The organism is Amycolatopsis dendrobii (genome assembly GCF_014145675.1).
In the GTDB taxonomy this organism is placed as follows: Bacteria; Actinomycetota; Actinomycetes; order Mycobacteriales; family Pseudonocardiaceae; genus Amycolatopsis; species Amycolatopsis dendrobii.
The window spans coordinates 641,684-663,430 of sequence record NZ_JACGZW010000002.1 but is presented as its reverse complement, the minus strand read 5'-3'; the positions used below and the strand labels follow the sequence as shown (position 1 = coordinate 663,430).

The window sequence follows — 21,747 nt, the reverse complement described above, 5'->3', positions numbered from 1 at the left end:
GAAAACTCTTTCCTCACGCTCCGCGCAACACCAGCGCGGCATTGTGCCCGCCGATGCCGCGGGCGAGGACGACCGCGGCGCGCACCGGCGTTTCCCGCGCGGCACCGGTGACCAGGTCGATCCCGTGCTCCGGCACCGGATCCGAGACGTTCGGCGTCGGCGGCAGCACGCCGTGCCGGATCGCCAGCGCCGCACACGCGACGTCCAGCGCGGCCCCGCCCGCGGCCAATCGGCCCACTCCGGACTTGGGCGCGGTGACCGGGACACCGCGTTCGCCGAACACCGCGCTGATCGCTTCGGCTTCTTCGCGGTCGAGCTTCGGATCCCCGGCCGCGTCGGCGAAAACGACGTCGACCTCGGCGGCGGAAATACCCGCGTCCGTCAGGGCGAGTTCGATCGCGCGCCGCAGTCCCGGCGGACGGCCGCTGCCCGGTTTCGGGTCGAAAGTGGACGCGTACCCGGCGATCTCGGCGTACGGCGGCTGCCGGTCCCGCGACGAGTCCGCCGGTTCCAGCACGAGCACCGCACCGCCCTCGCCGGGAACGTACCCGGCGGCGGACTGGTCGAACGGCAGATAGGCCGACGCCGGTTCGCTGCTCCTGCTGAGCCGTCCGGACGTGAGCATCGCCGCCCAGCCCCACGGGCACAGCGCGCTGTCGATGCCGCCGGTCAACGCGACCGCGGTCCCGGAACGCACCGCGCGCCGGGCCTTTCCGATCGCGTCCAGCCCGCCTGCTTGTTCGGACACCACCACCGCGCCCGGACCGCGCATGCCGTGCCGGATGGAGATCTGCCCGGTGTTGACCGCGTAGAACCACGCGAACGACTGGTACGCGCTGACGTACTTGCCGCCCTTGCTCCACATGTTCTGCAGTTCGCGCTGCCCGAACTCGTAGCCGCCCGCCGAACTGGCGGTGATCACCGCGAGATCGAATCCGTCGTGCGCCTCCGGGTCGACCCCGGCGTCGGCCAGCGCCCATTCCGCGCCCACGAGCGACATTCGGGTGGAATGGTCGGTCTGCGGCAGCAACCGGCTGGGCAGGATGCCCTTCGCGCTGAACCCGGCTACCTCGCCGGCGAGCGTGCTGGGATAGCCCGAAGCGTCGAACCGGGTCACCGGGCCGATCCCGCTGGCCCCTTCGAGGGTGGCTTCCCAGAACTGCTTGACCCCGCTTCCGGTCGGCGCGAGCACGCCGAGGCCGGTGATCACCGCGTTCATGCCGGACCGCCGACGTTGCTCGTGAGCACCATGGCGCTCTGGAAACCGCCGAACCCGCTGCCGACCGTCAGCACCGTGTCCACCGCGGCTTCTCGTGCCACCAAAGGAATGTAGTCCAAGTCGAGCTCCGGGTCGGGTTCGTTGAGGTTGGCCGTCGGCGGCAGCAGCCCGTCGCGCATCGCGAGCAGGCTGGCGGCGATCTCGATCGAGCCGATCGCGCCGAGCGAATGCCCGACCATCGACTTGATCGAGCTCACCGGGACGCGATAAGCGTGTTCTCCCAGCGAATTCTTGAACGCCTGCGTCTCGTGCCGGTCGTTCTGCTTCGTGCCCGAGCCGTGCGCGTTGACGTAGCCGATCGCTTCCGGCGTCACCCGCGCCTGGCCCATCGCCTGCCGGATCGCCTCGGTCATTTCCACGCCGTCCGCGCGCAGGCCGGTCATGTGGTAGGCGTTGCACCGCGTGGCGAATCCGGCGATCTCGCCGTAGATCCGGGCCCCTCGGGCGAGCGCCCGGCCCAGTTCCTCCACCACGAACACCGCCGCGCCCTCGCCGAGCACGAACCCGTTGCGGGTGTTGTCGAACGGGCGCGACGCCGTCGCCGCTTCGTCGTTGCGCGGCGAGGTCGCCTTGATCGCGTCGAAGCACGCCACGGTGATCGGCGAGATCGGCGCGTCCGAACCGCCCGCGAGGACGACGTCCGCGCTGCCCTCGGCGATCAGGTCCCGCGCGTGGCCCACCGAGTCCAATCCGGACGTGCACCCGGTGGAGATGACCTGCACCGACCCTTCCGCGCCCGCTTCCCAGGCCACTTCCTTGGCCATCGAACTCGGCACGAACTGGTCGAACAGATGCGGCACCGCGTAGTCCGCGTCGACCTCCCACTTCTTGCCGCCGTCGCTCACCACGACGTACTCGCGTTCGAGGCTCATCGTGGCCCCGACCGCGCTGCCGATCGAAACCCCGGTCCGGTACGGGTCCACATCGGACGGTGCGAGCCCCGCGTCGGCCAGCGCCTCCCGCGTGCACACCACCGCGAACTGGGCCACCCGGTCCATCCGCCGCACCTGCTGCGGACCGAGTCCGGCCGCCTCCGGATCGAAATCGCATTCGGCTGCTATTCGCGAGCGGAACTGGGAGGCGTCGAAAAAGGACACCGGCCGGGTCGCGGTCCGTCCGCCCGACACCATGTCCCAGAACGGTTCGCGCCCCGGTTTCCCCGGCGCGACAACACCTATCCCGGTGATGACCGCTCGCCGCGGACCTCCGCTGCCGTGCCGCGCCGGCACTCCCGCTGCCCCGGGGTGCCCCGCACTCGTACTCACTCCGTCTGCACCTGCCCTTCGCGCTCCGAGCGCCCGACGTCGCTGATGTCGAGTCTGGGCCCGGGGTGTCCAAGACGGATCGAAGCGGGGTCGAACGCGCTCCAGCCGGATTCGACCCCGCCTCGTTCTCAGCCGGTGGCGACCGCGGCTTCGCGCGCCGCGGGCTCGGCTTCCCTTGCCAGCAGGCGGCCCGCGAAAGACGGAAGCCGGGGAACGCAGTAGACCGCGTCCGAGGTCGCCGGGCGCAGAACGTCTACATTGGACTCCGCGTCGCGGTACCGGTGCGGCCCCGAACCGCCGCGTTCGCCGATTTCCTCGGCCAGCCCGGCGGATTCGAGGTCCTCGAGCACTTCGCGCACCAGTTCTCCAGGGCTGCCAAGGAGCTTGACCGCATCCGGCACGGTGAACTCGTCGACACTCGCCAATCGCCGGAACGCCTCCTGCGCCGGTCCGCACAGCGTCCGGTAGCTCGCCCGGACACTCGCGTCGACCGTGCCTTCCCCGCACGGCAACCGAAGCACCGCACCGGGATCGCGGGACAACCGGTCGTGCATCCGGCGCAGCGACCAGGTCGGCCGGTAAGCCAGATACCCGCCGACCGCGGCGACGGCCAGCGGCAACCGGCCGCACATCCGCACCAGTGCGCTGGCGCAGTCGAGGTCCTCCAGCATCCGCCGCCGCCCGATGAACTGGCCGAGCAGCTCCAGCGATTCGTTGACCGTCAGCGGCGGCAGGTTCACCGGCGCGACCACGCCGCGCAGGTACAGCCGCCGCCTGCTCGCGACCAGCAGCAGACTGCCGGAACCGCTGGGGCGCAACAGATCCACCTCAGCGGAGCGGGACGCGTCGTCCACGACGACCAGCAGCCGCCGGGTGGCGGTGTAGTCGCGGTAGACGTTCACCAGTTCGGACATCGACGGCGCGGGCGACAGCGGAACCCCGCACGCGCGCAGGCAGCCGGCGAGCACGTCGGCCATCGTCTCCTCGCCGCGGTGCACCGGCGTCAGCGACGCGAAGATCTGCCCGTCCGGGAACGTCGCGCGGACCCGGTGCGCGACGTGTACGAGCAGCGAGGTCTTGCCCGCGCCCGGCCCGCCGGTGATCTCCACGACGGCGCTGCCGCCGGTGAGCTTGGTGCGCGCCGCCGAACACCGCCGCACCAGTTCGCGGATCTCCTCGTCCCGGCCGACGAAGTCGGTCACGTCGGAGGGGAGGTGATTCGGCCCCAGCGCCTCCGGTGCCGCGGGCCGCAGCGGGACCAGATCACCCTCCGCATCCGCACGCACGACGGAAACCACCTCGACGACACTGCTCTCAGTCACGGTGTCGTTGTCGTCGATACTCCGGACGACTACTTCCGCAGAGCGCTCGTTTTGCGTCGTCTGCCCGGTTTGCCCGTTGTCTAGACCAGTTGTGGCTTCACTCACACCGGTCCCGCGCGGGGCCGGAAGGGTGAGCGCGGGATCGTCCACCAGGATCTGCTGGTGCACCGAACGCAGCGTCGCCGACGGCTCGATGCCCAGCTGTGCGATGAAATCGCTGCGCACCCGGTGGTAGACGTCGAGCGCCTCGACCCGGCGGCCGCACCGGTAGAGCGCGACCATCAGCTTCGCCGAGTACGCCTCGTGCGTCGGATTCGCCTTGACCACTCCGGCCAGTTCGTCCACGACGCGACGGTGCCTGCCCAGCGCAAGCTCGGCCTCGAACCGCAGGTCAAGCGCCGCCTTGCGGCTTTCCTCCAGCTGAGTCGCCCGCGCGGCGAGGGTCGGGCCGAGCGGAAGATCGGAAAGCGCGGCCCCGCGCCACAGTGCGAGCGCCTGTCTCGCCAGTTCGGCGCACGCTTCGAGATCGCCCGCGTCGTGCCGGTCGCGGGCTTGGTCGAGCAGCGCCGAATAGCGCACCGCGTCCACCACGTCCGCCCGCGGCACCTGCAGTTCGTAGCCGTGCGGGCGGGTCAGCAGAACTGTCGCGCCCTCCTCGGCCGAACCGGCCAGCCGCAGCGATTTGCGCAGCTGGTAGACGTAGGTCTGCAACGTCGTGGCCGCGCTCGCCGGAGGGTTGTTCTCCCACAGCTCCTCGACGAACTGCTCGAAGTGCACTGCCCGGTTGGCGTTCAGCGCGAGCATGGCCAGCACGGTGCGGAGCTTCGGCGCGGACGGCGTCTTGCCCACTCCGTCCGCGCGTACGGCCAGCGGTCCCAATATTGCGATCTGCATCCGACCCCCAGATACCTGCCGAAAGAGCACGCCAGGCAGCGGCCTCGCGTGCTTCGCTTTCCCCCAGTGAGACGCCAGCGACGCTAGCAGAGAAACGGCTTCCTGATCCCGGGCGGGAAAAACTTAACGTCCGCCTGATACTTCTGCGAACTGCCCGTTCGTATTGCCGTTGGCGGCCGAACACAGGAACACTGCCAGTTGCGCGACATCACCCGGACAGCTCAATCGGCCACTGGGCGTGATGGCTCGCTCGCGCTCCAGAATGTCGGCCGGAACCTGTTCCGCAACACGGGGAGTGACGGTCAGGCCAGGAAGAATGGTGTTGACCAGCACTCCGTCGCGGCCGACGTCCCAGGCGAGGCTCGTGGCGAAACCGTGCAATGCGGACTTCACCGCACCGTAAGCCTCGCGACCCGGCTTGCCCGCGGTCGCCGCGCGCGAGGAAATAAATGCGATCCGTCCCCATTTCTTCTCGCGCATACCGGGCAGCACCTTCGCCACCGTGTGGAACACCGGCGCGATATTCACATTGATGAACGAAGCGCAATCCTCCGTAGGTAGTTCTTCGAACAATGTGCCCGGCTTGCGCAGTGCGCCGGGGCTGATCGCATTCGCGACCAGCACGTCTACCGGACCCCAGTGCCGCTCCACGTGTTCAACCGCGGAGTCCACACTGGCCAGTTCGGTCAGGTCGTAGCGCACGGCGAGACCGCGGTCCGGACCGCAGGCGCGCGCGACCTCTTCGGCTGCTTCGCGGTTGGCCCGGTAGGTCACCGCGACCTTGGCCCCCTCCGCGGCGAACGTTCGCGCGAGTTCGGCCCCGATCCCGCCACTGCCGCCGGTCACCAGCACGACCTTGCCGGTCAGCCCCAGATCCACCTTCGCTCCTCAGTGCTCTCTCAGTAGTAAGTGCAGTGCCCGACAGACGCGGCGAAAGTCCGTGAGGGGAACCCTCACGGACTTCCGCGGGGGGCGTCAGACAGAGATGTGCGCGTGCCGCAGGACCGCGCGGACGGCGGCAGCGGACATCCGGTCGCCGCGGTCGGCCACGTAGCCGTCCGGGCGCGTGAGGATCCAGCCCGTCGCCGAAAGGCCGAGCGCCCGCCGCAACGCGCCGTCGGCGTCCGGCAGGTCCCCGACAGGACCCGCCGTCTGCGGCACCAGCCAACCGCCCACGGACGGCAACTCGGCTCGATCCGCTTCCGGGCCGAGCACCAGCGTCCAGCCCGGTTCGCGCAACTGCGCCAGCAACGCTTGCCACGCCGGGGTTTCCGCGTCCGCACCGGCGACGACCGACAGCCGCTCGCCCGGTCGCGGTCCAGGTCCGGCCGGCGCGGGACCGTCGCCGTAGGACAGGCCCAGCGCGGACATTCCGCCCATGATCTTGCGTTCCAGCTTGCCGCGCAGCGCCGAAACGTTGCGCATCACGCCGAACGCCACCGGCAGGATCGCGGCGACGTACGGATTTTTCAGCTGTACCAGGAAAGTCGCCTTCTTCGTGGTGCGCAGCAGCTCCGCGCCCACCGGTACGCGCTCGCGCGAGTAGCTGTCGAGCAGCTGCTCGTCGGCGCGTCCGTCGATGACCATCGCCAGCTTCCACGCGAGGTTGTACGCGTCCTGGACGCCGGTGTTCATGCCTTGCCCGGACGCCGGGCTGTGCACGTGTGCGGCGTCGCCGGCGACCAGACAGCGACCGGACCGCATGGCAGGCACCATCCGCTGCTGGATGGAGAACACCGAAACCCACGTCGGCGGGGACACCACAGTCGGCACACCGGTCGCCGCGGACACTTTCTCCGAGAACCGCCGCGCCACCGCCGCGTCGTCGCCGGAGCCGGAGTACTCGACGTCTCGGGTATCGAGCAGCCGCCATTTGCCCTCGTCCGGGAACGGCACCAGCATCACCGAACCGCCCGGGGTCCGGATCAGGTGAATACTGTCGCGCGGCAACGCCGTGTCCGCCTGCGCGTCGGCGATCAGCCAGGTCTCCGACGAGTCGCCTTCGAGCTTCAGCCCCAGCTTCTTGCGCACCGCGCTGTGCCCGCCGTCGCAGCCGACCAGCCAGTCCGCCGAGGTCTCCTCGACCTGTCCGTCGCGTTCGAGCCGCACCTGCACGCCGTCTCCGGTGTCGGTGAAGTCGGCCAGCGCGACGCCCCATTCGACCTCGACGCCCTGCTTGGCCAACGCGGTCCGCAGCACCTCCTCGGTGATGACCTGGTCGACCATCAACGTGAACGGCAGCCGCGTCGGCAGCCGCGAGTAGTCCGCCCGGAGGCCGACCATTCGCTTGCCGCGCATGTGAATCGTGAACGCGCGCACCTGCTGCCCGCGCGGCAGCAAGTCGTCGAGCACACCCATCTGATCGTAGATCTCCAGCGAACGCGGATGCGTCGCCAGCGCCCGGCTGGTCACCGCCGGACCCGCTGCCCGGTCCACGATCCGCACCCGCACGCCGCGCCGGGCCAGTTCGTGCGCCGCGGTCAGCCCGACCGGGCCGGCGCCGACCACCAGGGCTTGCGCACTCACGGTTTCACCGCGACCACAACGGTGTCGTTGCCCTTCGGCAGAGTGGTGGCGGCCCGGAACTCCAATCCGGCTTCGTCCAGCCATTCGCGCAGCTGCGGCACGGTGTACTCGGAACCGCCGTCGGTGATCAGGCCGACGTTGATGCTGCCGACCAGGCTGCGCAGATCCGGGTTCTCGGCGTCGAGGATCTGGTCGTACACCACGACCGCACCGCCGCTCGGAACCGCGTTTTTGGCCCGTGCCAACAGTTCCACGCGACGCTGCGGATCCCAGTCGTGCAGCACGTGGCCGAACACGACGACGTCGGTCTCCGGCAGCGGCGTCTCGAAGAAGTCGCCGGCGTGGAACGTGACCCGGTCCGCGACGCCCAGTTCCGCCATCAGTTCGTCGAAGTGCGGTTCGATCGGCGGCAGCTCGAACACGCCGCCGTGCAGATGCGGGTGCGCGAGGCACAACTGCGCCGCGACATTGCCTCGAGCGCCGCCGACGTCGACGAAGGTCTTGTACGAAGACCAGTCCACGTGCTCGGCCAGCTGCGGCGCGACCAACGCGTTGTTCGCGTCCATGTGCACCAGGAAAGCCTTGGCGCGCACCGGATCCTCGTACAGCTTCGCGAACGCGCCGGGTCCGCCGATGTCCGCCTTCGGCTCGCCGTCGCGCAGCGCCTCGGACAACTTGCCCCACATCGCATAGTGCCGCTGCGACGTCGTGCGGACCCGCGCGCCGAGGTAGCCGCCGCCGGGCGCGCCCGGCACCAGCACCGCCGCGGCCGCCGGCGCGTTGCTGAACTTCTCGCCGTCCCGTTCCAGCAGCCCGAGCGCGGCGAGCGCCTGGACGAAGTCGCCGGTGAACCGTTGGTGCAGCCCGAGTTCCCGGCGGATCTCGTCGATCGTCCGCGGCGCCGACGCCAGCAGTTCGAACACTCCCAGCTCGACCGCGCTGTGCAGGATCTTCGACTGGGTGAACAGCATGTTGAGGCGGGCGATCGCCTGTGCGTCCACGGTGGTGTGGGCAGTCATCCCGGGTCGTACCTGCCTTCCGTTTCGGTGGTCCGCGCGCACGGCAGCCGCGGAAACCTTCGTGTGCGGCGATGCTTCCGGCCGGGTCTCGAAGGCCCCTCAACACGCTCTCGACCTCCGCCGACGCCCCGCTGGGGCCGTCTCCGGCACCGTCCAAGACCGCTCGGCGAGCGCTGAATCCCCAGCACAGCGCGTATAGCCGCGGACCAGCACGGTGCTACAGGCTTGACCGTGCCGAGAACAGACCGACAACAGGCATGGACACATGGGGAGCACCGGGATGGATGTCGAGTACGACGTGGTGATCGTGGGCGGCGGCCCGGTCGGGCTGATGCTCGCGAGCGAACTCGGGCTGCGGCCCGGCCGGGTGCTCGTGCTCGAGCGGCTCGCCGAGCCGAGCGGGCAGTCCCGCGCGCTCGGCCTGCACTCGCGCACCGTCGAGGTGCTCGACCAGCGCGGTCTGCTGCCCCGCTTCAGCGAGGGCGCGCCGGTGTGGCCGAAGGGGCACTTCGCCGGCATGCGGCTGCTCGACCTCAGCAAACTCAACGGGCGCCACACCTACGCGCTGATGGTCCCGCAGTCGCGCACCGAGGCGATCCTCGAAGAGCGCGCGCGGGAACTGGACGTCGAGATCCGCCGCGGGCACCGGCTCACCGAACTGGAGAACGGGCCCGACGCGGTGGTCGCCACCGTGACCGGCCCGGACGGCGAGTACCGCATCCGCTCGCGCTACCTCGTCGGCTGCGACGGCGGCAGCAGCCTGGTCCGCAAACTGGCGGGCATCGATTTCCCCGGCACCGCGTCCAACATCGACGCGATGCTCGCCGACGTCCACCTCGACCAGGTGCCCGACGGCCCGCACCTCGCCCGCTGCAAGGGCGGCGTGTTCGGCACCGTCCCGCTCGGCGGCGACCTCTACCGCGTCGTGTCGGTCGAGTTCCGGCCGCCCACCGCGCACCGCGACGACCCGGTCGAACTGGAAGAACTCGCCGCCTCGGTCAAACGGGTCACCGACCAGGAACTCCAGATGCGCGACCCGGTGTGGCTGTCGCGCTTCGGCGACGCGACCCGGCAGGCCGCGCAGTACCGCAAGGGCCGCGTCATGCTCGCCGGCGACGCCGCGCACGTGCACTTCCCGGCGGGCGGACAGGGCCTCAACACCGGCATCCAGGACGTGGTGAACCTCGGCTGGAAGCTCGCCGCGGTCGTCAACGGCAGCCCGGACGCCCTGCTCGACACCTACCACGACGAACGCCACCCGGTCGGCGCGCGCGTCTGCTTCAACACCCAGGCCCAGCTCGCGCTGATGGACCCGCGCCCGGAGATCGGCCCGCTGCGCGAGCTGTTCGGGACGCTCATGGAGTTCGACGAGGTCAACCGCTACCTCGCGGAGATGATCACCGCGCTCGACGTGCGCTACCCGACCTTCCCCGCCTCGGACCACCCGCTGGCCGGGACCCGCGTTCCGGAGTGGTCGATCGTCGTCGACGGCGCCGCGACGACCACGATGAAGCTGCTGCACTCCGGCCGCGGCGTGCTCGTCGACCTCACCGACGGCCCCGCCGTCGCCCGCACCGCCGCGCCGTGGCTCGACCGGCTCGACCTCGTCTCCGGCACCCCGTGCACCAGCGAGGTCCCCGCCGCGTTCCTGCTCCGCCCGGACGGGCACGTCGCCTGGCTCGCCGAAAGCCCGGACACCGATCCCGCCGATCTGCGCGAAGCCCTGCGCGCGTGGTTCGGACCAGCACCGGTGCGCTCGCTGCCCGCCGCGGCGAGCTGACCCCGGCCGCGCCGCGGCGCAAGCTGCGGCCGTGTTGTGGCCGTGTTGTGGCCGAGGTCACCCCAAACCGGCCGAGGTGACGGCATTCGGCCCTTGCGACGCGTACGGTGGTCCCTGCTGTCTGTCAGGCTGGGCCTCTCAACCGATCCAGACAATGACCTGTCTCACGAGCGTCCAGGTGGCGTGTTTCGGGCCACCGGCAGGGGACTAGCCTGGCGGTCAGCAGATGCTTGTGATATCGGATCGAGAATGGATAGAGGCGAGAGCCAGCCGTGGCCAGCAGCAGTCCCGCATCGCAGTTCGGTGCCAATGAGTGGCTCGTCGAAGAAATGTACGAGCGGTTTCTCGCGGACCCCCAGTCGGTAGACGCCGCCTGGCACGATTTCTTCGCCGACTACAAGCCCACTCCGGGCGGCAACGGTACGCAGGAAGGGAACGGGGAAGCCAAGGCCGCCGCGTCCGCTCCCGCCGCCAAGCCCGCCGCCCCCGCCGCGAAGGCCCCGGCAGCACCGGCCGCCAAGGCCGCTCCGGCCCCGGCGGCCAAGGCTCCGGCCAAGCCCGCCCCGGCCGCGAAGGCCGCGGCTTCCGCGCCCGCCAAGTCCGCTCCGGCGAAGGACGCCGAGCCGGAGTCCAAGCAACTGCGCGGCGCCGCGGCGGCGATCGCCAAGAACATGGACGCCTCGCTTTCCGTGCCCACCGCGACCAGCGTGCGCGCGGTCCCGGCGAAGCTGATGGCGGACAACCGCATCGTCATCAACAACCACCTCAAGCGCACCCGCGGCGGCAAGATCTCCTTCACGCACCTCATCGGCTACGCCATGGTGCGGGCGCTGAAGGACTTCCCGAACATGAACCGGCACTACCAGCTGATCGACGGGAAGCCGTTCGCGATCACGCCGGAGCACGTCAACTTCGGGCTTGCCATCGACATGAAGGGCAAGGACGACTCCCGCACGCTCGTCGTGGCCTCCATCAAGGCCACCGAGAACATGACCTTCATGCAGTTCTGGCAGGCCTACGAGGAGATCGTCAAGAAGGCCCGCACGAACAAGCTCACCGCGGACGACTTCGCGGGCACCACCATCTCGCTCACCAACCCGGGCGGCATCGGCACGAACCACTCGGTGCCGCGGCTGCAGGCGGGCCAGGGCGCGATCATCGGCGTCGGCGCGATGCAGTACCCGGCGTCGTTCGAGGGCACCAGCGAGAAGACCCTGGTCGACCTCGCGGTCAGCAAGATCATGACGCTGACCTCGACCTATGACCACCGCATCATCCAGGGCGCGGAGTCCGGCGAGTTCCTGAAGCGCATTCACGAACTGCTGCTCGGCGAGGACGGCTTCTACGACGACGTCTTCACCAGCCTGCGGCTGCCGTACGAGCCGATCCGCTGGGTCGCCGACATCCCGGACGGCCCGGTCGACAAGACCGCGCGCGTCATGGAACTGATCGAGGCGTTCCGGATGCGCGGCCACCTGATGGCCGACACCGACCCGCTGAACTACCGCCAGCGCAGCCACCACGACCTTGACGTGCTCAGCCACGGCCTGACCCTGTGGGACCTGGACCGCGAGTTCGCCGTCGGCGACTTCTCCAGCCGCGAGCGGATGAAGCTGCGCGACATCCTCGGCGTGCTGCGCGACTCGTACTGCCGCACGGTCGGCATCGAGTACACGCACATCCTCGACCCCGAGGAGCGGCGCTGGATCCAGGAGCGCGTCGAGGTCCGGCACACCAAGCCGGAGCCGTCCGCGCAGAAGTACATCCTGTCGAAGCTCAACGCCGCCGAGGCGTTCGAGACCTTCCTGCAGACCAAGTACGTCGGCCAGCGGCGGTTCTCCCTGGAAGGCGGCGAGACCCTGGTCCCGCTGCTGGACACGGTGCTCGACAAGGCCGCCGAGGCGGAACTGGACGAGGTCGTCATCGGCATGCCGCACCGCGGCCGGCTGAACGTGCTGGCGAACATCGTCGGCAAGCCGATCAGCCAGATCTTCCAGGAGTTCGAGGGCAACCTCGACCCGGGCCAGGCGCACGGCTCCGGCGACGTGAAGTACCACCTCGGAGCCGAGGGCAAGTACTTCCGGATGTTCGGCGACGGGGAGACCCGGGTGTCGCTGGCGTCCAACCCGTCGCACCTGGAGACCGTCGACCCGGTGCTCGAGGGCATCGTCCGCGCCAAGCAGGACGTCCTCGACAAGGGCGGCGAGGGCTACACCGTGCTGCCGGTCCTGATGCACGGCGACGCGGCCTTCGCCGGCCAGGGCGTCGTGGCCGAGACCCTGAACCTGGCGCTGCTGCGCGGCTACCGCACCGGCGGCACCGTGCACGTGGTCGTCAACAACCAGGTCGGCTTCACCACCGCGCCGGAGCACTCGCGGTCCAGCCAGTACGCCACGGACGTCGCGAAGATGATCGGCGCGCCGGTCTTCCACGTGAACGGCGACGACCCCGAGGCCGCGCACTGGGTCGCGAAGCTGGCGGTCGACTACCGCCAGGCGTTCCACAAGGACGTCGTGATCGACCTGATCTGCTACCGCCGCCGCGGCCACAACGAGGGCGACGACCCCTCGATGACGCAGCCGGCGATGTACGACATCATCGACACGAAGCGTTCGGTCCGGAAGATCTACACCGAATCGCTGATCGGCCGGGGCGACATCTCGGTCGAAGAGGCCGAGGCCGCGCTGCGCGACTTCTCCAGCCAGCTCGAGCACGTCTTCAACGAGGTGCGCGAACTGGAGAAGCACCCGGCGAAGGCGAGCCCCTCGGTCGAGGGCGAGCAGCAGATCCCGGCGAAGGTCACCACCGCCGTGTCGCGCGAGGTCGTCGAGAAGATCGGCGACGCGTTCGTCAACCTGCCCGAGGGCTTCACCCCGCACCCGCGGGTCAAGCCGGTCATGGAGCGCCGCCACAAGATGTCGCGCGAGGGCGGCGTCGACTGGGCGTTCGGCGAACTGCTGGCCTTCGGGTCGCTGGCGCTGGAAGGCCGCCTCGTGCGGCTGTCCGGCCAGGACTCCCGGCGCGGCACCTTCACCCAGCGGCACTCGGTGTTCATCGACCGCAAGAACGGCCAGGAGTACTCGCCGCTGCAGCACCTGGCCGACGGCCAGGGCCGCGTGATGATCTACGACTCGGCGCTGTCGGAGTACGCGGCCGTCGGCTTCGAGTACGGCTACTCGGTGGCGAACTCCGAGGCGCTGGTGATGTGGGAAGCGCAGTTCGGCGACTTCGTCAACGGCGCGCAGACCGTGATCGACGAGTACATCTCCTCCGGCGAGGCCAAGTGGGGCCAGCGCTCGGACGTCGTGCTGCTGCTGCCGCACGGCCACGAGGGCCAGGGCCCGGACCACACGTCCGGCCGGATCGAGCGGTTCCTGTCGCTGTGCGCGGAAGCGTCGATGACCGTCGCGGTGCCGTCCACCCCGGCGAACTACTTCCACCTGCTGCGCCGCCACGCCCTCGACGGCATCCAGCGTCCGCTGATCGTCTTCACCCCGAAGTCGATGCTGCGCAACAAGGCGGCGACGTCGACGGTCGAGGACTTCACCGGCCAGAGCCGCTTCATGTCGGTGATCGACGACGCCACCCAGGACCCGGCGAAGGTCCGCAAGGTGCTGCTGACCTCGGGCAAGCTCTACTGGGAGCTGGTGGCCGAACGCGAGAAGCGCGGCGCGGACGACGTCGCGATCGTGCGGATCGAGCAGTACTACCCGCTGCCGAAGAAGAAGCTGCTGGCCGCGGTGGAGCGCTACTCGAACGCCAGCCAGATCGCGTGGGTCCAGGAGGAGCCGGAAAACCAGGGCGCGTGGCCGTTCTTCGGCCTCAACCTGCCCCGGAAGTTCCCGGAGTTCTTCACCGGCCTCGACGTGGTGGCGCGCCGCCCGATGGCCGCCCCGTCGGCCGGTTCGTCGAAGGTGCACGACGTCGAGCAGAAGGCGCTGATCGCCAAGGCGTTCGACTGATTCGGCTCGTTTTGCGTGGAGGCCGCCGCGGGATTCGTTCCGCGGCGGCCTTCGCCGTTGTGGGGGTCGTGAGTGGCTATGCCGGTTAGAACCGGCATAGCCACTCACGACCGCTACCCCGCGGCCTCCACCCGGAACACCGCGATCCTCCCCGCGGCCGCGGCCGCCGCCACCCCGTCCGGCGTCGGCGACTCCGCCAGCCCCGTCGTCACGTAACGCCGCCCCACGCTCGGCGGCCCGCTCGCGACCACCTCTCGCAACACCGGCCCCCGTTCCGCGACCGGCAGTTCCACGAACCGCACCCGTCGCGACCGCCGTCCCCGCGACAGCGTGCCCTCCTTCGCCGCGCGGATGTTCGCCACCCAGGCCGCCTTCGGGAACGCCTGGATGAGGTACTCGCCGCCCTGGACTTTCAATACTGCCAACGGAAACGTCCTCGGCTCGCCGCTGCGCCGTCCGGGGACGGTGAGCAGTTCCATCGGCCCGAACGCCAGCCCCGCACGCTGCAGGGCGGTGATGACCCGGTTGATCGTGTTGACCTTGCGCCGGTATCCGGCTGCCTTGGTGTCCATGGCCTCGAGCGTACGCCAACTTGTATGAGTTTCATACTTTCTGGAATCCATAGATATACCTTCCGGGTATGCCCGGGGTGCCGGAAAGGCAGTGGCGACGTCCCGGCCGGACCCAGTTCACTGGGTGCCAAACACCCGAGGAGGGCTGGAAGTGCACTACGACGTCGTCGTAGTCGGAGGCGGTGCTGGGGGTATCGCCTCCGCGGCCGGGGCGGCGCGGACCGGGGCGCGGGTGCTGCTGGTCGAGCAGTACCCGTACCTTGGCGGCGCGGCGACGATCAGTTCCGTGCTGACCCTCTGCGGTTTCTTCGACCAGACCGGGCAGCAGGTCGTCGCGGGCGTCGGCGAGGAGGTGCTGCAGCGGCTGCGCCACCGCGGCGCCTACGAAGAGAAGACGATGGGATGGACCGGCAACAAGATCGTCTTGCTCGACCTGGAAACCACCAAGCTGGTGTACGACGAACTGGCCGCCGACGCCGGCGTGGACGTCCTCCTGCACACCAAACTCATCGGAGCGCGGCGGACGCACGGCGTCGTCACCGAAGTCGAACTGCACCACCGCGGCGGCCTGGAACGGGTCACCGCCGGTGCGTTCATCGACGCCAGCGGCGACGGCGCACTCCTCGCCGCCGCTGGAGCCGCCGTCCGCGTCGCCCCGTTGCACGAGCGGCAAACCAGCACGCTCGTCTGCCGATTCTCCGGCGTCCCCGAGGATGCCGACCTTTCGCGCGAGGGTCTGCGCGCCGCCGTCGCCGCGTACCAACGGGAAACCGGCATCCAGCTGTCCCGCGATTACGGCATCGCCGTGCACCTTCCGTTGACCCGCAACGTAATCGCGCTGCTGGTAGACGAACAGACCGACGTACTGGACGCCGCCTCGCTGAGCCGCGACGAGGCCAACGCGCGACGCCAGGCGTGGCGATACCTGGACGCACTGCGCAAACACCTCTCCGGCTGGTCGTCGGCGCGCCTCGAAGAAACCGGCCCCCAGCTGGGCATCCGCGAAGGCCGTCACCTGGTAGGCCGCGAACAGCTCACCGGCCGCGACGTCCTGACCGCCCGCAAACGCCCCGACGCGTCCATCGGCCGCTGCGGCTGGCCGATCGAAGACCACGCGGGCCCGGGCATCACCCGCTACGAACCGATCGCCGAGCGCGGCTGGTACGACCTCCCCTACGGCGCGATCTGCTCCGCCGACACCGCGAACCTCTGGGCAGCCGGCCGCCTGACCAGCTCCGACGACGACGCGTACGCCTCCGTCCGCGTCATGGGCACCGCCTTCGCCACCGGCCACGCCGCCGGGGTCGCCGCCGCACAGTACGTCGGCGGCCGAGCCCACGACGTCCGCGCGATCCGGGCCGAGTTGCACCGTCAGGATGCCTTGGCTTGACCCGCTGCCGCCGGTAACGGGAACCTTCCCTGATCATCCGCCAGGTCGAAGGAGCCCCCATGCCGAGCCGCTATCGCTGGGTCGTCCTGCTGCTCTGCTGGGCAGTGTTCACGATGACCTCGGTAGACCGGTCGACCTGGGGCCCGGCGTCGTCGGCGGTCAGCGATTCGCTCGGCGTCCCGCTGGCCGCGCTCGGGATCTTCGCCACCTGCTACTACATCGGCTACGTCGTCTCCAACACCGCCGGCGGCTTCCTCTCCGACTGGCTGGGCAGTCGCGCGATCCTCGGCGTCAGCTCCTTTGTCGCGGGCGTGCTGATGATCCTCTTCGGCTCGACCACGTCCATCGCCTGGGGCCTCGTGCTGCAAGCCCTGCTGGGCCTCTTCGCCGGAGTCGATTTCTCCGCCGGGCTGAAGCTGATCACCACCTGGTTCCGCCCGGAGGAGCACGGCCTCGCGAGCGGCATCTTCATGACCGCGACGTCGCTGGGCACCGTCGTGGCCAACGCCGTCGTGCCCACGCTAGTGAAAAACAGCGGCTGGCCAGTGTCGTACCACCTCTTCGGCGGAGTCACCGTCGTACTCGGCCTGCTGTGCCTGGCCTTCATCCGCAACGGCGCTGTGTCCGCTTCCCCCCGCCGCGTCTTGCCGAACCCGCGCCCCCTCTTCCGCAACCGCGACCTGTTGTTGCTGGGCTTAGCCGGTTTCGGCGGTCTGTGGGGCACCTACGGTTTCGTCACGTGGTCCAACACCCTGATGATCCGCGGCGAACACATCGACCCCGTGCGGGCCGGCGTGGTCCTGGTCATCTTCTCCGGCACAGCGGTAGTGATCAAACCGCTGATCGGCTGGCTCACCGACAAAGTCGGCCTAGGCAGGCGAATCCCGATCATCGCCGTCCTCATCCTCTTCGGCGGCGCTCTCCTGGTCTTCGGCTCCCTGAGCAGCTACCCCGCTTTCCTAGTGGTAGCCCCGATTCTCGGCATCGGCGCCTACGCCTACAGCCCGCTGACCGCCGCCATGATCCCCGCCCTGACCGGTGCCCGCCTAGCCGGTTCCGCCGCCGGTGCGGTGAACGCCTTCTGGCAACTGGGCAGCGTCATCGTGCCCGCCGTCGTAGGCCCGGTCTTCCACGCGACCGGTTCGTTCTACTCCGCGTTCCTCACCCTGGCCGCCGGACCGCTCGTGGGAGCCGCGGTGCTCCTCTTCATGCGCGACGACCGCCCGGCCCGGGTTGCTCCGGAGGCAGCTGCGGCCTGATCAACGCTCGCCAACCCCCGGAAACTCCGCCTCGATCGAAGCGAGCCCATCGAGGACCTGCGGCAGCTCAGACTGATCAAGCTCGCCGATCCGAAACGACAGCCTGTTCCCCCCGCCCGTCGATCGCCGCTCCCTCGACCTCATCCCTTCCGGATTTGGCCACGGTGGCCGTCAGATCGAGCCGCTCCTCCATCGACGTCAGCCGGGCGAGGCCACCGAAGCCGGCGTACGCCTTCGCCAGTTGCTCCCGGAAGCTCCGCAACTCCTCGGCCCGCAACCCAGCGGGCACCCGAGCGCTGAACCCGCCGGCCACCAGGTCAACCGGACTGAAAAGCCAGTTGCCGTCCCAGAAGTCGGCCGCCCCCGCGGGCATCCGCCCCCGCACGCGGATCACCAGCCGATCGCCACCGACTCGCTCATCGCTCCCCCTGGTTCCTCTCTGACGCGGTCCGCCGAAATCAATTTCCGCACAAACCGCCGCTCAGGGAAACTGGGCGCATGCAGATCCGCCAGTCGACCGCCGACGACGCACCCGCCATCCACGCCGTGCACACCGCCGCGTTCCGCGTCCACAACCCCGACGTCACCGGCGAAATGCCGGAAGCGAAACTAGTCACCGAACTCACCGCCGACGGCGATCTGCTCCCCGCGCTGTCCCTTGTCGCCCTCCGCGACGGAGAGGTCATCGGCCACGCCTGCTCCAGCCCAGGCCGCCTCGACGACGACCCAGACTCCGCCATCGGCTTCGGCCCGTTAGGCGTTCTCCCAGACCACCACCGCGGCGGCACCGGATCGGCTTTGGTCCACGCGACGATCGGCGCCGCCAACGCCCTCGGCTACGGCCTGATCGTGCTCCTGGGCGACCCGGGTTATTACTCCCGCTTCGGATTCGTCCTGGCCGAGAAGCTCGGCGTCACGCCTCCGGTGCCGGAATGGGCACCGCACTTCCAGGCCCTCCCGCTGGCGGCGTACCACCCGGGGAACCGCGGAGCGTTCCGCTACGCGGCGGCCTTTGACCGGCTCTGAGCGGTAGCCCTCGTGAGTGGCAATCCCGGTTAGAACCGGGATTGCCACTCACGAGGCCGCCAACCCGTTCCGCTGCAAGAACTCCTCAGCGATATCCTTGGCATTCCGCTTCTCGTCCGTGTACTGCACGTTCAACTCAGTCAACTGCTCCGTAGTCAACGCCGCCGAAACCCGGTTCAACGCAGCCGTCTCGGCGTCATTCAACGTCCCTCGCGACACGAGCGGCACGATGTTCTGCGCCGGGAACATGTGCTTGTCGTCCTCCAGTGGCACAAAGCCATTGGACGCGATCGTCGCCGACGTGCTGAACAGGTCCGCCACCTGCACATCACCGGACTTCAAGGCCGCCACCGTCACCGGTCCGCCAGTGTCCGTCGTGCGGATTTCCTTGAATTCGCACCCGTACAACTGCTTGATCCGGTCCTTCCACCGGCTGCTCCACTGCCCCGGCCCGCCCATCACCAGGTCTTTGCAGCGCGGTCCGAGGTCGGAGAACGTCTTCACCCCGGTGGCGGCGAGCTCCTTGCCCACTACGAGCAAATCTTTGTCCTGCGCGGGCGACTGGTCGAGAACGGTGAAGCCCGCCGGGATTTTCTGCTTGAGCTGAGCGTAAACATCTGCCGAAGTAGTCGCCGCGGTATTCTTGTCGAAGTACCGCAGCAAGTTCCCGGAGTAGTCCGGCACCACCGACAAAGACTTGTCCTGCAACGCCTTGACCACGACCTCGCGGCTGCCGACCGGCGGCCGCACCGTCACCTTGTGCGCGCCGACATTCCGCAAAGCCCCGGCATAAATCTGGGCCAGCAAAGAACTTTCCCCGACGTCCGACGCACCAATGATGATCCCGCCGGCACTGCCGCCCTCACCGCCGCCGGACAGCGGGTTTCCGCATGCCGACGCCAGCAGCGCCAGTCCGGCCACCAGGATCCCCCACCGTTTCACGCTGCTCCTCCCGCGGCCGCTGTCCGGCCGGACGCTGCCTGCGCGGCCAGCCGGACTCCCTTGGGCACCAAGGCTCGCTGCGCGGCGGCGAGCAGCAGGTCGACCACGATCGCCAGCAACGCGGTGAGAATCGCGCCCGCGACGACCTCGGTGTAGTCCAAAATGGCCAGTCCGTCGAGCAGGAACCGGCCGAGGCCGCCGAGGCCGACATAGGCGGCTACCGCGGCGGTCGCGATCAACTGCAGGACGGCGTTGCGGATACCGCCCAGCACCAACGGAAACGCGATCGGCACCTCGACTTGCCACAGCCGTTGCCAGCCGGTCATCCCGATGCCTTGCGCGGCGTCGACGACATCGTGCTCGGCCGCTTGCAGACCGGCGTACGTGCCCGCCAGCACCGGCGGGATCGCCAGCACGACCAGGCCGATGATGGTCGCCGTGGTGCTTTCGGTGAAGAGCAGGAACAGGAACGTGACAAGCCCGAGCGTCGGCAGTGCGCGGATCGCGTTGCCGACGCCGACCAGGACAACACCGCCGCGGCCGGTGTGGCCGACGAACAGTCCAATCGGGATCGCGATCACCAGCGCGATGACGAGGGCAAGAGCGACGTAGCCGACGTGCTGGGCCAGCCGGGCGAGGATGCCGCCCGGGCCCTGCCAGTTCGCGGCGGTGGTGAACCAGGTGAAGACGTCGCCGATCATCCCGCCACCTCCGCGGCAGGCGCGCGACCCGCTCTCTCCCAAGGCGTCAGCAGATTGCGCAGCAACACCAGCAGCAGGTCGACGATCAACGCGAGCAGCATCGTCAGCACGATCCCGACCACGATCGGCGAGAAGTATTCCCGCTGGAATCCGTCGGTGAACAGCACGCCGAGCGCGCCGGTCCCGATCAGCGCACCGACGCTGACCAGGCTGATGTTGCTCACCGACGCCACCCGGACCCCTGCCGCGAGCACCGGTACCGCGAGCGGCAGTTCGACGCTGAAGAACCGGCGCGGCCCGCGATATCCGATCGCCGTGGCCGCCGCGACGATGTGCGGCGGCACGGCTTCCAGCGCGTCGAGCACCGGACGCACCAGCAGCGCGGTGGTGTAGACAGTCAGCGCGACGATCACGTTGACACTGTCGAGGATCTTCGTGCCGATAATGCCGGGAATCACCACGAAAAGCGCCAGCGACGGAATCGTGTACAGCAGATTCCCCACGACCAGCAGCACACTGCGCGCGGGCCGCCAGCGATGCGCGAGCCAGCCGAGCAGGATCGCCAGCACGATGCCCGCGACCAGCGGCACCAGCGCGAGATAGATGTTCTCGAGCAGGTTGGCGAGGATTTCGCCGCGATTGTTGGAACTCGACAGGTACCGGCCGAGTTCGCCGAAGAAGTCGCCCATCAGGACGCCTGCGGGGAAGCCTCGATTACATCCAGAACCTGGTGCGCGAGCACCGTCCCGAGCACGCGGTTCTCGTCGTCCACCACGACGCCGAGACTGGCCGGCGACGAGAGCGCCGCGTCGAGCGCCCCGCGGATCGGCGTGCCCTGCACGTACAGCGATCCGCCTGCGACGAGGTCGGTTTCCGCCAATGGGCCGTCCACTGTGGAGCCTGGTGGCAGCCAGCCCCGCGGCTGCTTCTCGTCGTTCACCGCGAGCAGCCAGCCGTCCGACGGACCGTCGATCTTGCTGCCAAGGTCAACGGTGCGAGCCGGCGAAACCTCAACGCCGCTCGCCGGCAGGAACGAAAGCCCGCGATACCCCCGGTCCCGGCCGACGAACGACGCGACGAAGTCGTCCACCGGATGCCGCAGCACCTCGGCCGGCGTCCCGTACTGCGCGAGCTTCCCGCCGACACGCATCACCGCGACCTTGTCCCCGAGCCGCACCGCCTCGTCGATGTCGTGCGTGACGAACACGATTGTCTTGCCCAGCTGGGATTGCAGCCGCAGCAACTCGTCCTGCAGTCCTTCCCGGACAACCGGGTCGACCGCGGAGAACGGCTCGTCCATCAGCAGCACCGGCGAATCCGCGGCGAGCGCGCGAGCCACGCCGACGCGCTGCTGCTGCCCGCCGGACAGCTGTGCCGGATAACGCTTCCCGAGTTCTGTCGGCAGGCCGACCGTCTCGAGCAGCTCGGCCGCCCGGGCGCGTGCCTTCCGTTTGTCCCATCCGGACAGCAGCGGCACGGTCGCGATGTTGTCGAGCACTGTCCGGTGTGGAAAGAGCCCGGCGTGCTGGATCACATAGCCGATGCCGCGGCGCAGCACCGCCGGGTCGCCTTCGCTGACGTCCTTGCCGTCAAGCAGCACCGCGCCGGAGGTAGGCTCGACCATGCGGTTGATCATCCGCAGCGAGGTCGTCTTGCCGCATCCGGACGGACCGACGAACACCGTGATCGTGCCGTCTTCCACGGTGAGCGAGAGGCCGTCGACCGCGACCGTGCCGTCCGGATAGCGCTTGACGACGTCTCGGAATTCGATGGTCACAGACTTCTCCCCACGTGCTGGTGCAGAGTCCGA

17 protein-coding genes are annotated in these 21,747 nt (G+C 69.2%); 5 read left to right on the top strand and 12 right to left on the bottom strand.

Annotated features, from left to right (window positions below):
- Positions 1–13: 13 nt before the first annotated feature.
- From H4281_RS07185 to H4281_RS07160, 6 genes are all read right to left on the bottom strand, one after another.
- Positions 14–1,219 carry a ketosynthase chain-length factor gene (locus tag H4281_RS07185; RefSeq protein WP_182890041.1) on the bottom strand — a complete coding sequence of 402 codons (1,206 nt, stop codon included), beginning with the start codon at positions 1,217–1,219 and terminating at the stop codon, positions 14–16.
- Positions 1,216–2,508, bottom strand: coding sequence for a beta-ketoacyl-[acyl-carrier-protein] synthase family protein (locus tag H4281_RS07180; RefSeq protein WP_182890265.1), 1,293 nt, complete (start codon positions 2,506–2,508; stop codon positions 1,216–1,218). The genes H4281_RS07185 and H4281_RS07180 overlap by 4 nt, the downstream gene beginning before the upstream one ends.
- Positions 2,509–2,672: 164 nt before the next feature.
- Positions 2,673–4,760 carry an AfsR/SARP family transcriptional regulator gene (locus tag H4281_RS07175; protein WP_182890040.1) on the bottom strand — a complete coding sequence of 696 codons (2,088 nt, stop codon included), beginning with the start codon at positions 4,758–4,760 and terminating at the stop codon, positions 2,673–2,675.
- Between the two features lie 123 nt (positions 4,761–4,883).
- The gene (locus H4281_RS07170) at positions 4,884–5,639 is read right to left on the bottom strand and encodes an SDR family NAD(P)-dependent oxidoreductase (protein ID WP_182890039.1); all 756 of its coding nucleotides are present in this window, start codon (positions 5,637–5,639) and stop codon (positions 4,884–4,886) included.
- A gap of 96 nt (positions 5,640–5,735) precedes the next feature.
- Positions 5,736–7,286: an FAD-dependent oxidoreductase gene (locus H4281_RS07165; RefSeq protein ID WP_220506777.1), complete on the bottom strand. Its 1,551-nt coding sequence runs from the start codon at positions 7,284–7,286 to the stop codon at positions 5,736–5,738.
- Complete coding sequence (locus tag H4281_RS07160) at positions 7,283–8,305, bottom strand: methyltransferase (protein ID WP_182890037.1); 1,023 nt, start codon at positions 8,303–8,305, stop codon at positions 7,283–7,285. Before H4281_RS07160 ends, H4281_RS07165 begins: the two co-directional genes overlap by 4 nt.
- Positions 8,306–8,570: 265 nt before the next feature.
- Between H4281_RS07160 and H4281_RS07155 the strand changes: the two genes are divergently transcribed.
- Positions 8,571–10,085 (top strand): FAD-dependent monooxygenase, encoded by a 1,515-nt coding sequence (locus H4281_RS07155; RefSeq protein ID WP_182890036.1) that lies wholly within the window; start codon positions 8,571–8,573, stop codon positions 10,083–10,085.
- A gap of 272 nt (positions 10,086–10,357) precedes the next feature.
- The gene (locus tag H4281_RS07150; protein ID WP_182890035.1) at positions 10,358–14,047 is read left to right on the top strand and encodes a multifunctional oxoglutarate decarboxylase/oxoglutarate dehydrogenase thiamine pyrophosphate-binding subunit/dihydrolipoyllysine-residue succinyltransferase subunit; all 3,690 of its coding nucleotides are present in this window, start codon (positions 10,358–10,360) and stop codon (positions 14,045–14,047) included.
- Positions 14,048–14,160: 113 nt separating this feature from the next.
- Here the strand turns inward: H4281_RS07150 and H4281_RS07145 are convergent, their stop codons facing one another.
- Positions 14,161–14,619 (bottom strand): nitroreductase family deazaflavin-dependent oxidoreductase, encoded by a 459-nt coding sequence (locus tag H4281_RS07145; RefSeq protein WP_182890034.1) that lies wholly within the window; start codon positions 14,617–14,619, stop codon positions 14,161–14,163.
- A 151-nt stretch (positions 14,620–14,770) separates the two neighbouring features.
- Here H4281_RS07145 and H4281_RS07140 point away from each other — a divergent pair, with 151 nt between their 5' ends.
- A complete protein-coding gene (locus H4281_RS07140; protein ID WP_312872074.1) occupies positions 14,771–16,009 on the top strand; it encodes an FAD-dependent oxidoreductase in 1,239 nt (412 codons plus the stop codon).
- Positions 16,010–16,068: 59 nt separating this feature from the next.
- On the top strand, positions 16,069–17,268 hold the full coding sequence (locus H4281_RS07135; protein ID WP_182890033.1) for an MFS transporter: 1,200 nt from the start codon (positions 16,069–16,071) through the stop codon (positions 17,266–17,268).
- Between the two features lie 76 nt (positions 17,269–17,344).
- Here H4281_RS07135 and H4281_RS07130 read toward each other — a convergent pair whose 3' ends face one another.
- Positions 17,345–17,662: a WapI family immunity protein gene (locus tag H4281_RS07130; protein WP_220506776.1), complete on the bottom strand. Its 318-nt coding sequence runs from the start codon at positions 17,660–17,662 to the stop codon at positions 17,345–17,347.
- 104 nt (positions 17,663–17,766) lie between these two features.
- Here H4281_RS07130 and H4281_RS07125 point away from each other — a divergent pair, with 104 nt between their 5' ends.
- Positions 17,767–18,294, top strand: a complete 528-nt coding sequence (locus H4281_RS07125; protein WP_182890032.1) for a GNAT family N-acetyltransferase — start codon at positions 17,767–17,769, stop codon at positions 18,292–18,294.
- 48 nt (positions 18,295–18,342) lie between these two features.
- Here H4281_RS07125 and H4281_RS07120 read toward each other — a convergent pair whose 3' ends face one another.
- From H4281_RS07120 to H4281_RS07105, 4 genes are read right to left on the bottom strand one after another with little or no spacing between them, the layout of a single operon-like run.
- Positions 18,343–19,236, bottom strand: coding sequence for an ABC transporter substrate-binding protein (locus H4281_RS07120; RefSeq protein ID WP_182890031.1), 894 nt, complete (start codon positions 19,234–19,236; stop codon positions 18,343–18,345).
- Positions 19,233–19,937 (bottom strand): ABC transporter permease, encoded by a 705-nt coding sequence (locus tag H4281_RS07115; protein WP_182890030.1) that lies wholly within the window; start codon positions 19,935–19,937, stop codon positions 19,233–19,235. Before H4281_RS07115 ends, H4281_RS07120 begins: the two co-directional genes overlap by 4 nt.
- A complete protein-coding gene (locus tag H4281_RS07110; RefSeq protein WP_182890029.1) occupies positions 19,934–20,626 on the bottom strand; it encodes an ABC transporter permease in 693 nt (230 codons plus the stop codon). The genes H4281_RS07115 and H4281_RS07110 overlap by 4 nt, the downstream gene beginning before the upstream one ends.
- Positions 20,626–21,714 carry an ABC transporter ATP-binding protein gene (locus tag H4281_RS07105; RefSeq protein WP_182890028.1) on the bottom strand — a complete coding sequence of 363 codons (1,089 nt, stop codon included), beginning with the start codon at positions 21,712–21,714 and terminating at the stop codon, positions 20,626–20,628. The genes H4281_RS07110 and H4281_RS07105 overlap by 1 nt, the downstream gene beginning before the upstream one ends.
- Between the last annotated feature and the right edge of the window lie 33 nt (positions 21,715–21,747).

Coding starts and splice junctions, on each gene's coding strand:
- H4281_RS07185 (WP_182890041.1), bottom strand. CDS start 1,219: ATGAACGCGGTGATCACCGGCCTCGGCGTGCTCGCGCCGACCGGAAGC.
- H4281_RS07175 (WP_182890040.1), bottom strand. CDS start 4,760: ATGCAGATCGCAATATTGGGACCGCTGGCCGTACGCGCGGACGGAGTG.
- H4281_RS07160 (WP_182890037.1), bottom strand. CDS start 8,305: ATGACTGCCCACACCACCGTGGACGCACAGGCGATCGCCCGCCTCAAC.
- H4281_RS07155 (WP_182890036.1), top strand. CDS start 8,571: ATGGGGAGCACCGGGATGGATGTCGAGTACGACGTGGTGATCGTGGGC.
- H4281_RS07145 (WP_182890034.1), bottom strand. CDS start 14,619: ATGGACACCAAGGCAGCCGGATACCGGCGCAAGGTCAACACGATCAAC.
- H4281_RS07135 (WP_182890033.1), top strand. CDS start 16,069: ATGCCGAGCCGCTATCGCTGGGTCGTCCTGCTGCTCTGCTGGGCAGTG.
- H4281_RS07125 (WP_182890032.1), top strand. CDS start 17,767: ATGCAGATCCGCCAGTCGACCGCCGACGACGCACCCGCCATCCACGCC.
- H4281_RS07115 (WP_182890030.1), bottom strand. CDS start 19,937: ATGATCGGCGACGTCTTCACCTGGTTCACCACCGCCGCGAACTGGCAG.
- H4281_RS07110 (WP_182890029.1), bottom strand. CDS start 20,626: ATGGGCGACTTCTTCGGCGAACTCGGCCGGTACCTGTCGAGTTCCAAC.